Here is a 13,740-nt window from a genome sequence, read left to right on the forward strand (position 1 = left end):
AAAGGCAACACCCCCATGACCACCACCGTCGACAACGCTTCCTCCATCGCCGAACTCGAGCGCCTCAAGGTCCTCCACAACGGCACCAAGGGCAAGCTCACGTTCTCTGATGCAGAGTTCGAGCGCCGCCTGGGCGGCCTCCGCCAGATCATGGCCGCCAAGGACCTGGACGCCGTCATCCTCACCAGCTACCACGGCATCAAGTACTACTCCGATTTCCTGTACACCACGTTCGGCCGCAACTACGCCCTGGTGGTCACCGCCAACGACTCGGTCACGGTCACCGCCAACATCGACGCCGGCATGCCGTGGCGCACCTCGTACGGCGAGAACATCGTGTACACGGACTGGCGCCGGGACAACTTCTACTTCGGCCTGCAGGAGGCCCTGCGCCAGCGCGGCGTCAAGGCGAACCGGCTCGGTGTCGAGGACGACTTCCTGCCGGGCATGACCCGCGAGAAAATCGCCGCCGCCTTCCCGGGCGCCGAACTCCTGGACGTCTCCCAGGACGCCATGCGCCAGCGCATGTTCAAGTCCGCCGAGGAGATCGAGGTCATCAAGCACGGCGCCCGCATCGGCGACCTCGGCGGCGAGGCCATCCGCGCCGCGATCCGCGAGGGCATCGCCGAGTACGAGGTGGCCCTGATCGGCACCGAGGCCATGGTGCACGAGATCGCCCGGACCTTCCCGGACCGGGAAGTCCGCGACACCTGGGTGTGGTTCCAGTCCGGCATCAACACCGACGGCGCCCACAACTGGGCCACCACCCGGAAGCTGCAGCAGGGCGACATCCTGTCCCTGAACTGCTTCCCGATGACCTCCGGCTACTACACGGCCCTGGAGCGCACGCTCTTCCTCGGCCAGCCCGACGAGCGCTCACTGGAGCTGTGGAACATCAACGTTGAGGTCCACAAGCGCGGCCTGGAACTCATCAAGCCCGGCGCCGTGTGCAAGGACATCGCCGCCGAACTGAACGAGATCTACATCAGCCACGGCCTGCTCGCCAACCGCACCTTCGGCTACGGCCACTCCTTCGGCGTCCTCAGCCACTACTACGGCCGCGAAGCCGGACTCGAGCTCCGCGAGGACATCGACACCGTTCTGGAGCCCGGCATGGTGGTTTCCATGGAACCGATGATCACGGTCCTGGAGGGCCAGCCCGGCGCCGGCGGCTACCGCGAGCACGACATCCTGGTGGTGGGCGAGGACAGCGTGGAGAACATCACCAAGTTCCCGTTCGGCCCCGAGCACAACATCATCGGCGCGTAAGCGCCCAACACCCAGGCGGCGCTGCGGTCCACGCGGCGCCGCTTTCGGCGTCTCCGGCGAAGATAAGGAAAGATGATGCCTACCATGACTCCAGCAGCAGCCAAAGAAACCGACGTCAACGGCACCAACGGAAGTGCGGACACGAAAGGCGCCTCCGTCGTCGTCAATGCCATCGCCGTGCTGCGCACCTTCACCGCCGACGAGCCGCTGCTGGGCGTCACCGAAATCGCCAACCGCGTGGGCATGCACAAGAGTTCCGTCTCCCGGATACTGGCCACCCTCGAGCAGGAAAACCTGGTGGAACGCGACCCGGAAACCCGCCGCTTCCGCCTGGGCCTTGGGTTGATCGCCGTGGCCGGGCCGCTGCTGGCCGAGATGGAGGAACGCCGCGTGGCGTACCCGGTCCTCCGCCGGCTCACCGAGCAGACCGGCGAAACCAGCGCGCTCATGCTCTGGAACGGCGACGAAGCCATCTGCGTGGAACAAATCGCCAGCCACCACCAGATCAAGCACACCACGCCCCTCGGCGCCCGCTACCGGGACGCCATGAGCGCCTCCGTGCAGGTCTTCCTCTCAACCCTGCCCACCGAACGCGTCCGCGAACTGCTCCGCAGCGGAACCATTACCTTCCCAGAAATGGACGACGCAGGCCTGGCCGCCTACGAGGCCCGGCTAAAGGAAGTTGCGGGCCGTGGTTGGGCGGAAAACTACGGCGAATCCTCCATGGACGAGGTGGGGGTTGCCGCGCCCGTCTTTGACCATCGCGGGGACGTTGTGGCCGTCGTACTCATACCCGCGCCGCGTTTCCGCGTCTCGCGCGAGCGGCTGGAGAACCTGGCCGAGGCCTGCGTCGCTGCGGCTGCGCAGGTGACCACCCGCCTGGGCGGACGCGCGGTCGCCGCCAGTTAGGCCGGTGCCCTACGGCAGGCCCGCCATCCGCACCGCCAGGTGCAGCGCCGCCAACCTGCCCGTGCCCCGGGGATCGCCGCCGCACAGCTCGAAGATCCGCTGCAGCCGGTGGTGCATCGACTGCCGTTCCAGGTGCAGTTCCCGCGCGGACTGCGCTGTGTTGCACCCGGAGTCCAGCCACACCTGAAGGGTCTCCAGCAGCTGCGACTGGCGCTGTGCATCATGGTCCAGGATGGCCCGCAGCTGCCGGTTCACGAACGCGTCCCGGGCCGATGCGTTGATCCCCTTCAACGCAAGGCTCTCCACGGCGGTGTCCTCGGCATCCAGCACCACCAGCCCATGGGACGGGTGCCGCCTCCGCGCTGACGCGTTCCTGCGCCGGATCTGGCGGACATCCAGCGCGCGGCGTGCTTCCGCCAGCGACCAGGCAGCCTCCGCCACCGTGCCTGCCGGCGGCCCCAGGGCAATCGTGGCATCCTGGTCGCCGTCCAGCCCCTGCAGGGATTCCAGGAGCTTGCGCCGTCCGCCGGTGGCATCGGTCCCGACGAGGGCCATCATCACCACGAGCTCCGCGTCGTCCTGGTACGCGGCACTGGGAATCCGGCTGGAGCTCAGGAACGATTCGATGGCGCGGCGGAGTTTCTGCGGCGCCGCCGCATGAATGGCGGCCACTACGGCAGGGGATTCCGGCGGGAACCCGGCGGCCGGGGCCAGCTGCTCCAGCCGCCAGGCAGGCGCGGCCGTCAGGACTGCCCGCATGAGTTCCGCGCCGGCCTGGGCATGGAGCCCGGGTGGGGTGTGCTGCAGGAGTGCCAAACCCAGGATGTCGACGGCGCGGTCACCGGCCACGCGGGCCAGGCCGGCGTCCACGCCGGCCGGGATCTCGATCTCCAGCCGGCCCATCAGCACGCCGCGCACGGGGATATCCACGTTGATTACCGTCCGGGCGGCCGTGTCCGTAAGGTGGTCCGGCCCGCCCGGGCTGCTGCCGTCGTCGTCCTTTTCCTGCCAGCCGGCGGGCACGGCGCTGCCCAGGGCGACGCCCCATGGCGAGACGAGGCTGACGGCCGAACTGATGATGCCCGCCAGCACGCCCAGGATCTGGTCCAGCGACGCGCCGTGGGCCAGCTCGGCAGCCATGGCGCGGGTGGCGGCATCGGCCTGCTGCAGGTGGCCCGCGGATTCGCTCACCAGGATGGAGTTGATGGCCTGCATGACGCCGACGAACGGCACCACTTTCCGCAGCTCCACCACGGCCAGGCCGTGCTCCCGCGCCGCCTCCAGCATGGCCGGCGGGATCTCCGGCAGGACGCCTCCGGTCTCCACCGCCAGCGCGGCGATGCCGCGCTGGGCAAGATCGCGCACGTAGGCGGCGCGTTTCTCCGGCGTTGCGGATGCCAGCGTGATGCCGCCGCACAGGAGCAGCTCGCCGCCGCGCAGCAGGGGAGCTATGTCCAGCACTTCGCTGGAGTGGACCCAGCGGACGGGCAGCTCCGCTGAAAGGCCGGCCGAGTGCACCACCGGGTCGGCGGCGGAAAGGACGGGGTGGGCGAGGATATCGCCAAGGGAGACTGACATGACATTCCGTACGGTACTAGAAGCATCTGTTAGACACATCGTATCTTGTTGCATGTGATGGGGGCCACATAGCCTTGAGGTACTCATTTACCTCATGGAGGCTCCCATGCAAGAAAAGCTTTCTTCAGCAGCGCAAAGGCGCGCTGCTGCCGCAGGAACCCAGAGCACGCAAGGCCACTCCGAAGACCACGAGGCCTGGCTCCAGCCCATCCCGGAGTCAGCGCGTACCCGCAAGGTCTCCGGCCAGTTCTGGATCTGGGCGGGCGCCAACCTGGCACCCATCAACTGGGTGCTCGGCGCCCTCGGAATCCACCTGGGACTGGGGTTCGCGGATACCGTGACTGTCCTGGTGCTCGGCAACCTGATCGGCATGCTCCTGTTCGGCTGCTTCGTCCTCCTGGGCCAGAAGACCGGCGCCACCGGCATGGTCCTGGCCCGCGCAGCCTTCGGCCGGAGGGGCAACTATCTTCCCGCCGCCATCCAGGCCCTGCTGGTCATCGGCTGGTGCGCCGTCAACACCTGGATCATCCTGGACCTGGTGATGGCCCTCTTCGGCACCCTCGGCTGGGTGGACCCGAACGCGCAGAACTACGCCTGGAAGATCGCGGTTGCCACAGGCATCATGGCGGCCCAGGTGGCCATCGCCTGGTTCGGCTACAAGGCCATCGCCGCGTTCGAAAAGTGGACGGTGCCGCCCACCATCATCATCCTGGCCGTCATGTCCGCCGTGGCCTGGTTCGGCATGAAGATCGACTGGGGCTACGCCGGGCCTGCCGGCAACATCCTTGAAGGCTCGGAACGCATTGCCGCGATGAGCGCCGTGATGACGGCCATCGGCATCGGCTGGGGCATCACCTGGTTCACCTACGCCGCCGACTACTCCCGCTTTGTCAGCACTGAAGTTCCCAAGAAAAAGGTCTACCTGGCCTCCGTTCTGGGCCAGTTCATCCCGGTGGTCTGGCTGGGCATCCTCGGCGCCAGCCTGGCAACGAACAGCGGCGAGGTTGATCCCGGCAAGCTCATTGTGCAGAACTTCGGCGTCCTGGCACTGCCGGTGCTGCTGATGGTGCTTCACGGACCCATCGCCACAAACATCCTGAACATCTACACCTTCTCCGTGGCCACGCAGGCACTGGACATCTCCATCAGCCGGCGCAAGCTGAACCTGTTCGTCGGCGTCTTCTCGCTCATCGCCGTCGTCTTCTTCATCTTCCAGGAGGACTTCGCAGCGGTCCTGGACGCCTGGCTGATCGGCCTGGTGGCCTGGGTTGCCGCCTGGGGCGGGGTCATGCTGGTGCACTACTTCTGGCTGGACAAGCGCTGGCCGGGTGACCCCGAGCGGCTGTTCGACGGCGTGGGCACCCACCGGCTTCCCGCCGTCAACTGGGCGGGCGTCACCTCCCTCCTGGCCGGCATCTTCGCCACCTGGCTGTTCATGTACGGGCTCATCCCCGTCATGCAGGGCCCCATCGCCGTGGCCCTGGGCGGCTGGGACCTGTCCTGGCTGGCAGGCGGCCTGACCAGCGCCGGCGTCTACGCGGTCCTCGGCCCCCGGGCACACGTTCGCTACATCGGCCTCAGGAGCCCCGCCGCTTCCAAGTCCGAGGGCAGCGGCACCACCGCCGTCCTCCCAGTCCTCTAACTTCCTCCGCTACACCCGGGTGGGCGCGCCTGCCGCGCCCGCCGAAAGGATCCATCGTGAACCAGCCCGCCATCGCGGACCTCCTGCATCCCATGACCTGGCCTGAGGGCTTCAAGGCTGCAGCATCCTTCACCTTCGACGTGGACGCCGAGTCCTGCACCATTGCCCACGACCCCGCCAGCACCCGGCGGATGTCGCTGATGACCCACCAGTCCTACGGGCCCAAGGTGGCGGTGCCGCGGCTCCTGAAGATGCTGGAGCGGCAGGACATCCGGGCAACGTTCTTCATCCCCGGCTTCACCGCCGAGTCCTACCCGGATGTGGTCCGCGCGATTGTGGACGGCGGACACGAGGTGGCACACCACGGTTACCTCCACGAGCCGATGCAGGGGATCGACGCCGCCACCGAGGCCCGCTACCTGGACCGGGGCCTGGAGGCCCTCGCCAAGGTGGCGGGGATCCGTCCGGTGGGGTACCGGGCGCCGTGGTGGGAGCTGAACTGGCACTCGCCCGGGCTGCTGGCGGACCGCGGCTTCCTCTACGATTCCAGCCTGCTGGACGGCGATGCCCCCTACCGCATGGCCGTCGCCGCCGATGATCCCCGGGACATTGTGGAGATCCCCGTGGACTGGGCCCTGGATGACTGGGAGCAGTACGCCTTCTATCCCGGGGTGACCGGCAGCGGCGTGATCGAAAGCCCGGCCAAGGTGCTGGAGATGTGGACGCTCGAGGCCGAGGCGCATCATTCCCAGGGCAGCTGCTTCGTCCTGACCAACCACCCGTTCATCTCCGGCCGGCCGTCCAAGGCCGTGGCGCTGGAGCAGCTGATCGACCGGGTCAAGGGCATGGAGGGCATGTGGGTGACCACCATGGAGGAGATCGCGCTTCACACCAAGGCAGCCGTTGACGCGGTCCACACGCACGGCCGGATCGACGTGCCCACCTACCCGGGCGCCGGCGCCCGCCTGGAACCCGCGACGGTGCGGGAGGGCGCGCTGAAGTAGGACCGCAGAAAAGGTGGGCGGACGACGGCGGGCATGCACCGCCGTCGTCCGCCTCCTGCGCCTTCCCGCCGCCCCTGCCGGGTGGGACGATGTCACTATGCAAGAGAAAAAGACTGGCGGCCCGAACGACGCAGGCCCGCACCTGCATGCGCATACGGCACCCACCACGGACCAGATACGTACAGTGGGCCAGCGCCGCCGTGAGGCGGAGGAAAAGCTGGAACAGCACCTCCAGGAGGCGCGCCATAAGAATCAGCAGCACGAGGACGAGCCGGAAGGGGACCCCCAGTGAATGACGACGACAACCTGCCTGAAAGCTCCCACATCGCCACTCCGGAAACAATCGCGGAGGAGATCAAGGACGAGATCCACCTGGGTCATGTGCAGGACGACGTCAGCCACGTGCTCGAGGAACGCCTGGAGGAGGAGGGCATCGACATGCGCCCCGAAGACGTGGACGAGCTCGCCGAGGAAATCGAACGGGACGCGTCAACCTGAGTACCCCTGCCTAGTATTTAAGGGCGGGCACGAAACGGCAGGGAACAACCTGGACTAGTGCGCTGGCCGTGTTGGGCGCATGGCTCCGCCAGGAGTCATACCGGTGGTCCAGGTGGCCCGCACCCCCGCAGTTTCAGGAGCGATAAGGACGACGGCGGGAGTTCCGCCGTCGTCCTCTCCCTAAAGCGATGCGCTTGCGGCAGGCGCCTAATCTTCGTAGGTGTTGGCGATGTAGACGTCGCACGGGGCGTTGTGCGCCACGCTGTTGGCCACGCTGCCCAGGAGCCGGCCGATGCCGCGCATCCTCCGGTTGCCCACCACGATCAGCTTCGCGTCCAGGCGCATGGCTTCCTTGATCAGGGCGTCTGCGGGCTTGCCCCGGGCCGCGAAGTGGGTCACCTGCACGCCGGGACGGGCCCTGGACAGTTCCTGTGCCACGATTTCGGCGCTGTCTGCCTTCGAGATCCGGACCTGGTCGGACCCGGCGCCGAACGTCTCAGCCTTGTCGACATCAAAGGCGGTCACCACGTGCAGCGAGGCTTTCAGCGATTCGGCCAGATCCAGGGCCATTTCCGCTGCTTTCCTCGCGGACGCGCTGGCATCCACCCCTACAACCACTACTCCACTCATGATGTTGCCCCTTTGCTCGTTGGTGTTCCTGGCGTCCTTCCCCGTGCCCGACCTTACTAGAGGACACACTGCAATCAACGGACCACGGAGGCCTGGCCTGCCCCCTGCAGGTTAGTCAGGGCCCTCCGCTTGGTTCAAATAAGGGCGCAACTTTGCGTTGCCGGCCGGAGGATGCACCTGTAGCGCGCCATGGAGTCCCGGGGAGCGGAGGTGCCGTTGATCGGTAGAAATGCCCGGTGGGTGTTCGGGTCTGGACTGTGCCGGAGGCCCGGTGTCAGTAGCGGTTTTGCTGTCCGGCCGGGGGCTTCTTTGGTGTGGTTGCAGGTTTCGCAGAGCCCTTGGCCGTTCTTCGCGGTGGTGGTTCCGCCGTTGTGCCAGGCGGTGATGTGGTCGTGGTGGCGGACGGGCGCGTCGCAGTACGGTGTGCGGCAGGTGTCGTCCCGGACCTGGAGGAAGCGTTTGAGCCCGGCCGGGAAAAGCCTGGCGCGGGAGTCCATCGCGACGAGCTCGCCTGTGCCGGGTGTGGTGTAGAGCCGGCGGACCCAGAGGGCCAGGTCTTGCCTGTCATGCGCTTCGGTGCTGGTGCTGGTTTCGGTGTCGGCTGCAGCGGCGTTCGTCCTGCCAGTTTTCCTTGCGTCGAGGAGGAGGGTGCGGGCGGTTTCGGCGGGGATGATGCCGTAGCCGGGGATCCTGGCCGGTTCGCTGTCGCCATGGAACAGTGCCCGGTCGGTCATCACGACCTGAAGGTCTATGCCGGTGATCCCTTCCGGCGTTCCGGTGACGCGTTCGACCAAGGTGTCGGCCATGACCTGCCCACGGGACCGTGCATCCCCGGCCGACCGGGCAGCATCGGCCTCCCGGGCGGCCAGCGCGGCATAGGCCGCCACGCCCTGGGCGACGGGCAGCATTGCGGTCAGGTACGTCATCGTGTCCGGAGCCGGCCGCAGCGATACCCTCCGCTCCGTCACAGCATGGCCTGCCCGTCTCGCGACAGAACGCGGGTCGCACCGGTAGGCCGCGGCGCGGACGGCGCTGATGATGGCCCGGTCCCCGGCCCCGTCGAAAGTGCCGGTGTCGGCGGCGAGTTCCTCGTCCACCGCTGCCCGGTCCTCGGTGGGCAGGCAGGCGGTTTCCTTCACCACCAGGGTGGTCCGCCACTCGTTCAGCCGCCCGGTCCGGAACGCCGCAGACGTTCGCGGCATCTCCGTCAGCGCTTTCGCCATCCCAAGGAGTCGTCCGCCCCTGGCAGGGGATTCCCGCCGCGCCAACGCAATCTGGGCAGCCACACCTGCGCCCTGCTCCTCGGCGGGGACACCGGCAGCGGCCTGCTCGCGCCGCTGCGATACGTCAAAGGCGACAGCGATATCGGCCTGCCGGGCGGCGGCCAGGGACTTCAGATCCTCCAGCTGACGCAACTGGCCGATCATCCCCGCACCATCAGAGGCGACCGGCACAGCAGCCAGGATCGCCAGGGCATCAGCGATCGTGGCGACACCACCATGCCCCGCCACCGTACCGTTCTTCGGCCCTGCCGCTGCCCCAACCGCCATGAATAGAGTCTTCCAGCGACCCCTGACAATCCGGTTCAGGCGAGAACGCTATGTGGAAAACCGCGGCTAACGGGATTAGAGGAGGTCCACGCTACAACCGATACTGCGAAATCAGCAGCCCCAAACACCAAGGTGGGTTTCCACATGCCGGGCACCCGGCATCGTCCGTTGATGCCCCCTCCGGTAGCCTGTTGAAATGGTGCGAGGAATGGCCGACTACGGCGCAGAAACCATCCTGCTCGCGGGGGCGGGACGGGCGCTGCTGCTGCAGCTTGCAGACCCCGCCGTGGGGCGCGGCGTGGACGAGCACAGCACGTTTGTCGGCCGCCCGGTCAACAGGCTCAAGGGCACATTGACCTATGTCTACGCCATCGTCTACGGCACCGACGAGCAGGTGAAAGAGGTCCGGCGCAGGGTGAACCTCGCCCACGTGCCCGTCCGCAAAGCCGATTCCGAGGCATCGCCTGGCTACAACGCCTACGATCCGGAACTCCAGCTCTGGGTGGTTGCCACGCTCTATGACACCGCGGTGACCATGATCGAGAAGATCTACGGCCCGCTCGACGACGAATCAGCCGATGCGATGTACCAGGACTACGCACGGATCGGGACGGCCCTGCAGCTGCCCCGGGAGCTATGGCCGGCAGACCGGGACGCCTTCCGCCGTTACTGGAACGGGCGTATTTCCACGCTGCGGGCGGAGGCCGGCGGCCTGCGGGTGGGCCGCGGGCTTCTCTATCCCAAGCACACAGCACTCTGGTACCGCGCCATCATCCCGTCCGCAAGGTTCCTCACCGCCGGGCTCCTGCCGGAGCAGCTCCGGGAAGACTTCGGCCTGCCGTGGAATGAGCGCCGGCAGCGCCGGTTCGACCGCACCATGAAGGTCCTGGCCGTGGCGTATCCCCGGCTTCCGCGGCGAATCAGGCACTGGTTCAAGGACTACTGCCTGGCCGAACTCGATAAAGACCTTCGCAAGAACCGCCAGCCCATACAGCGTCAGGGAACCAGTGCGTAGTTCCACTTCAGTTGAGCAGCGGATCGATGAACGCGCCCGCCGCTTCCTGGCCACCGCCCCTACCGGCGGCTATAGAGCGAAACTCACCGAGTTTGCGGTGTTCGGCCTCAAGCAGGGCTGGGCATGCATCTTCGGTGCCACGCTCCTCGCCGTCCTGATGGCCGCACGGCTCTGGTACCCGGACACCGCGGCCCTGGCCCGGAATGATTTCCTGACCCTCGCCGCCGTCGCCATCCAGGTCCTCATGGTGCTGTTCAAGCTGGAGACGCTCCGCGAACTGCGGGTGATCATCCTGTTCCACATCGTGGGCACCGTGATGGAGCTGTTCAAGACCGACGCCGGCTCCTGGTCCTACGAGGCCGAGGGATTCCTGCGCATCGGCGCGGTGCCCCTGTTCAGCGGCTTCATGTACGCCGCGGTGGGTTCCTACATGGTCCGGGTCTACCGGCTTTTCGACCTCCGTTTCGCGGCGTACCCCCGGCGCTGGATCACGGCGATTCTGGGTGCGGCCATCTACGCGAACTTCTTCACCCACCACTACATCTGGGACCTGCGCTGGGTGCTGCTGGCCGCCGTCGTCATCATCTATGGGGGGTGCGTGATGCACTTCCGGGTGTTCCGCAGGCAGTTCCGCATGCCGCTGGTGGCCGCGTTCCTGCTGGTGGCGCTGTTCATCTGGATCGCCGAGAACATCGCCACCTGGTCCGGTGCCTGGCTGTACCCGAGCCAGCTGGCCGGTTGGCACCCTGTGGGGCTGGAAAAGCTCGTGGCGTGGTTCCTGCTGATGATCATCTCGGTGGTGCTGGTGGCCTGGGTCTACAAACCCCAACCGCCGGAGGACGAAGACGGACGACGGCGGGAAGTCCCGGCGGCAGCAAAGGTGCGGCAGTAAGGGGTTTCGCCATAACCCGTTTCAGCAGGGCCCTCGCTGGAACTTTGGCCCCGGGGTTTGATGAAGGCTATGGACCCCACTACATCCGTCATCAGCAGCAAGAAGGCCCCGGCGTCGGACCTCCGTGAACATCACCCGGCGCACTGGGGCGGCGTCTTCGCAATGTCGCTGTGCGTCTTCGCGCTGATCGCCTCAGAATTCATGCCCGTCAGCCTCCTCACGCCCATGGCATCCGACCTGCGGGTCACCGAGGGAATGGTGGGGCAGGGCATAGCGATCTCCGGCCTCTTCGCGGTACTGGCCAGCCTGTCGGTGTCCACCCTGGCCGGAACCATGGACCGCAAGACCCTCCTGCTGGGCCTGACCGCGGTTATGGCCGTCTCGGGAGCCGTGGTTGCCCTGGCGCCGGGATACCTGCTCTTCATGATCGGCCGCGCCCTGATCGGCGTGGTCATCGGCGGGTTCTGGTCCATCTCGGCAGCCACCGCCATGCGCCTGGTCCCCGCGCACAAGGTGCCCCAGGCATTGGCAATCTTCAATGGCGGCAATGCGCTGGCCACGGTTGTGGCCGCGCCGCTGGGCAGCTACCTGGGCTCCATTGTGGGCTGGCGGGGCGCGTTCTTTTGCCTGGTGCCGGTGGCGGTGCTCGCCCTGGTGTGGCAGCGGTTCAGCCTCCCCTCCATGAAGGTCAAGGAAGACCCGTCCACGGCCAAGAGCCCTTTCGGAGTCTTCTCCGGGCTCAAAAGCCGGCCCGTTGCCTGGGGAATGGCCGCCTGCGGGTCCTTTTTCATGGGTCAGTTCGTCCTCTTCACCTATATCCGCCCGTTCCTGGAAACCGTGACGCAGGTGGACGTGGCCACGGTTTCCCTGGTCCTGCTGGTGATCGGTGTTGCGGGTTTCACGGGCACCATGCTGATTGGCCGTCTCCTCGGGAAGGGCCTTTACAGGACGCTGGTCATCCTTCCGGTGCTCATGGCGGTCCTGGCCGCGGCGCTCGTTCCCGCCGGCGGCTGGCTCGCCGCCGTCGTGGTTCTCCTTGGCCTGTGGGGCCTGATGTCCACGGCCGCGCCCGTGGGCTGGTGGAGCTGGCTGGCGAAGGCGATGCCGCACAACGCCGAGGCAGGCGACGGCCTCATGGTGGCCGTTGTCCAGACGTCGATAGCCATCGGGTCAACACTGGGTGGAGTGCTGTTCGACTCCACCGGCTACCGCGGTACCTTCCTGGTGAGCGCGGGCGTTCTATTGGCCGCGGCCGTCCTGGCATTCCAGGCCGCTCGTGCCACCAAGCAGGCAGCATGACCAGGGGCAGAGGGCTCACCCGGCCCGTCCGTCAGAACGCGGCACCGAGTGAGGCCAGCTGCGCAGCCCCGGCGTCGGCGTACTGGTTCCCGGGCCGTGCCAGGCCGTAGTGCTCGCGAAGCGTACGGCCGGTGTAGTCGGTGCGGAACAGCCCGCGCTCCTGGAGGATGGGCACCACCCGGTCCACGAAGGCGTCCAGCCCGGAGGGCAGCACCGGCGGCATGATGTTGAAGCCGTCGGCCGCCCCGCCGTCGAACCATTCCTGGATGGCGTCCGCCACCTGCACCGGGGTGCCGGCGAAGGTGCGGTGCCCGCGGCCGCCGCCCAGCCGGCCGATCAGCTGCCGCACCGTGAGCTGCTCGCGGCGGGCCAGCTGCACAATCAGGGTGTAGCGGCTCTTGGCGCCCTCGATCTCATCCTCACTGGGCAGGTCGGCGGGCAACTGGCGGTCCAGCGGCAGGTCCTCGGGATTGACGCGGAGGGTCTTGGCCAGCTGGATCCGGGCATACTCGGGTTTGATCAGCCGGTCCAGTTCGCGCTCGAGCTCCCGGGCTTCCTTCTCCGTCGCACCGATCACGGGCACGATGCCGGGCAGGATCTTAATGCTTTCCGGATCCCGGCCGGCTGCCGCGGTGCGGGCTTTCAGGTCCCGGTAGAACTCCTGCGCGTCGGTGAGGGTCTGGTGCGCCGTGAACACCGCATCCGCGTACCGGGCGGCCAGATCCTTGCCGTCTTCGGACGAGCCGGCCTGGACGATCAGCGGGTGCCCCTGCGGGGAGCGGGGGACGTTGAGCGGGCCGCGGACCCTGAAGTGCCGGCCCTCGTGATTAATGGTGCGGATCTTTTCGGCATCGCCCCAGACGCCGTCCGCCTTGTCCGCGAGTATCGCGTCATCCTGCCAGCTGTCCCAGAGTTTCCGGGCCACCTCGATGAACTCGGCCGCCCGCTCGTACCGTACGGCGTGGGCGGGCTGGTCCTCCACACCGAAGTTCCGGGCGGCGTCCGGGCCGGCTGTGGTCACCACGTTCCAACCGGCGCGGCCACCGCTGACCCAGTCCACGGAGGCGAACCGGCGGGCCAGGTTGAACGGCTCGTTGTAGGTGGTGGAGGCGGTGGCGATGAGTCCGATCCGCTCCGTGGCGCCGGCGATGGCGGTCAGCAGGACGGTGGGTTCCAGCTTGCCGGCCGGCCGGCGACCCACTTCGCCGAACAGGACGGGGGAGTCGGCGAAGAAGATGGAGTCCAACTTGCCCCGTTCGGCGGTGCGGGCCAGCTGCTGGTAGTGCTCCACGCGGCTGCCGGCATGGGGGTCGCTCTCCGGGAACCGCCACGAGGCCTCGTGGTGTCCGGTGCTCATGAGGAAGGCGTTCAGGTGCAGCCGGCGCTGCGGGGACGGGTTCTGGGAAGCCATGCGGGTACTCCTTCGGAAGTGGGAAGAGGGGTCAGTGGGAGAC

13 protein-coding genes are annotated in these 13,740 nt (G+C 67.3%); 9 read left to right on the forward strand and 4 right to left on the reverse strand.

All coding sequences use genetic code 11. From position 1 onward, the window contains the following. The first annotated feature begins 15 nt into the window (after positions 1-15). On the forward strand, positions 16-1,269 hold the full coding sequence (locus AC5RUO_RS01610) for a M24 family metallopeptidase (RefSeq protein WP_494102626.1): 1,254 nt from the start codon (positions 16-18) through the stop codon (positions 1,267-1,269). An 84-nt stretch (positions 1,270-1,353) separates the two neighbouring features. Continuing rightward, positions 1,354-2,178 carry an IclR family transcriptional regulator gene (locus tag AC5RUO_RS01615; RefSeq protein ID WP_494102627.1) on the forward strand — a complete coding sequence of 275 codons (825 nt, stop codon included), beginning with the start codon at positions 1,354-1,356 and terminating at the stop codon, positions 2,176-2,178. A gap of 9 nt (positions 2,179-2,187) precedes the next feature. Here AC5RUO_RS01615 and AC5RUO_RS01620 read toward each other — a convergent pair whose 3' ends face one another. Then, positions 2,188-3,756 carry a PucR family transcriptional regulator gene (locus tag AC5RUO_RS01620; protein ID WP_494102628.1) on the reverse strand — a complete coding sequence of 523 codons (1,569 nt, stop codon included), beginning with the start codon at positions 3,754-3,756 and terminating at the stop codon, positions 2,188-2,190. Positions 3,757-3,862: 106 nt separating this feature from the next. Here AC5RUO_RS01620 and AC5RUO_RS01625 point away from each other — a divergent pair, with 106 nt between their 5' ends. From AC5RUO_RS01625 to AC5RUO_RS01640, 4 genes are all read left to right on the forward strand, one after another. After that, positions 3,863-5,398: a purine-cytosine permease family protein gene (locus tag AC5RUO_RS01625; protein ID WP_494102629.1), complete on the forward strand. Its 1,536-nt coding sequence runs from the start codon at positions 3,863-3,865 to the stop codon at positions 5,396-5,398. Positions 5,399-5,454: 56 nt separating this feature from the next. Next, positions 5,455-6,402, forward strand: coding sequence for a polysaccharide deacetylase family protein (locus AC5RUO_RS01630; protein WP_494009537.1), 948 nt, complete (start codon positions 5,455-5,457; stop codon positions 6,400-6,402). Between the two features lie 97 nt (positions 6,403-6,499). After that, the gene (locus tag AC5RUO_RS01635; RefSeq protein ID WP_494051801.1) at positions 6,500-6,694 is read left to right on the forward strand and encodes a hypothetical protein; all 195 of its coding nucleotides are present in this window, start codon (positions 6,500-6,502) and stop codon (positions 6,692-6,694) included. Further along, a complete protein-coding gene (locus AC5RUO_RS01640; protein WP_494009535.1) occupies positions 6,691-6,900 on the forward strand; it encodes a hypothetical protein in 210 nt (69 codons plus the stop codon). Before AC5RUO_RS01635 ends, AC5RUO_RS01640 begins: the two co-directional genes overlap by 4 nt. A 207-nt stretch (positions 6,901-7,107) precedes the next feature. Here the strand turns inward: AC5RUO_RS01640 and AC5RUO_RS01645 are convergent, their stop codons facing one another. Both AC5RUO_RS01645 and AC5RUO_RS01650 read right to left on the reverse strand, forming a co-directional pair. Beyond that, on the reverse strand, positions 7,108-7,530 hold the full coding sequence (locus AC5RUO_RS01645) for a universal stress protein (RefSeq protein ID WP_494009534.1): 423 nt from the start codon (positions 7,528-7,530) through the stop codon (positions 7,108-7,110). Between the two features lie 134 nt (positions 7,531-7,664). Beyond that, on the reverse strand, positions 7,665-8,957 hold the full coding sequence (locus AC5RUO_RS01650) for an HNH endonuclease (protein WP_494103358.1): 1,293 nt from the start codon (positions 8,955-8,957) through the stop codon (positions 7,665-7,667). A gap of 319 nt (positions 8,958-9,276) precedes the next feature. On the opposite strand from AC5RUO_RS01650, the gene AC5RUO_RS01655 reads away from it, so the two are divergent. The 3 genes from AC5RUO_RS01655 (at position 9,277) to AC5RUO_RS01665 (ending at position 12,286) form a co-directional block, all read left to right on the forward strand. Further along, positions 9,277-10,095: an oxygenase MpaB family protein gene (locus tag AC5RUO_RS01655; RefSeq protein WP_494009533.1), complete on the forward strand. Its 819-nt coding sequence runs from the start codon at positions 9,277-9,279 to the stop codon at positions 10,093-10,095. Then, entirely contained in the window at positions 10,088-10,987 is a 900-nt protein-coding gene (locus tag AC5RUO_RS01660; RefSeq protein WP_494102630.1) for a DUF817 domain-containing protein, read from the forward strand. The genes AC5RUO_RS01655 and AC5RUO_RS01660 overlap by 8 nt, the downstream gene beginning before the upstream one ends. 69 nt (positions 10,988-11,056) lie before the next feature. After that, on the forward strand, positions 11,057-12,286 hold the full coding sequence (locus AC5RUO_RS01665; protein WP_494102631.1) for an MFS transporter: 1,230 nt from the start codon (positions 11,057-11,059) through the stop codon (positions 12,284-12,286). A gap of 31 nt (positions 12,287-12,317) precedes the next feature. On the opposite strand, the gene AC5RUO_RS01670 is transcribed toward AC5RUO_RS01665, so the two are convergent. Continuing rightward, on the reverse strand, positions 12,318-13,697 hold the full coding sequence (locus tag AC5RUO_RS01670; protein WP_494102632.1) for an LLM class flavin-dependent oxidoreductase: 1,380 nt from the start codon (positions 13,695-13,697) through the stop codon (positions 12,318-12,320). Positions 13,698-13,740: the final 43 nt, after the last annotated feature.

The sequence above is a fragment of the Arthrobacter sp. Y3221087 genome (assembly GCF_059089905.1).

Bases quoted from the DNA above. Each gene is read 5' to 3' on its own strand.
- AC5RUO_RS01610 (WP_494102626.1), top strand. From the start codon at position 16: ATGACCACCACCGTCGACAACGCTTCCTCCATCGCCGAACTCGAGCGC.
- AC5RUO_RS01615 (WP_494102627.1), top strand. From the start codon at position 1,354: ATGACTCCAGCAGCAGCCAAAGAAACCGACGTCAACGGCACCAACGGA.
- AC5RUO_RS01620 (WP_494102628.1), bottom strand. From the start codon at position 3,756: ATGTCAGTCTCCCTTGGCGATATCCTCGCCCACCCCGTCCTTTCCGCC.
- AC5RUO_RS01625 (WP_494102629.1), top strand. From the start codon at position 3,863: ATGCAAGAAAAGCTTTCTTCAGCAGCGCAAAGGCGCGCTGCTGCCGCA.
- AC5RUO_RS01635 (WP_494051801.1), top strand. From the start codon at position 6,500: ATGCAAGAGAAAAAGACTGGCGGCCCGAACGACGCAGGCCCGCACCTG.
- AC5RUO_RS01645 (WP_494009534.1), bottom strand. From the start codon at position 7,530: ATGAGTGGAGTAGTGGTTGTAGGGGTGGATGCCAGCGCGTCCGCGAGG.
- AC5RUO_RS01650 (WP_494103358.1), bottom strand. From the start codon at position 8,957: ATGATCGGCCAGTTGCGTCAGCTGGAGGATCTGAAGTCCCTGGCCGCC.
- AC5RUO_RS01655 (WP_494009533.1), top strand. From the start codon at position 9,277: ATGGTGCGAGGAATGGCCGACTACGGCGCAGAAACCATCCTGCTCGCG.
- AC5RUO_RS01665 (WP_494102631.1), top strand. From the start codon at position 11,057: ATGGACCCCACTACATCCGTCATCAGCAGCAAGAAGGCCCCGGCGTCG.
- AC5RUO_RS01670 (WP_494102632.1), bottom strand. From the start codon at position 13,697: ATGGCTTCCCAGAACCCGTCCCCGCAGCGCCGGCTGCACCTGAACGCC.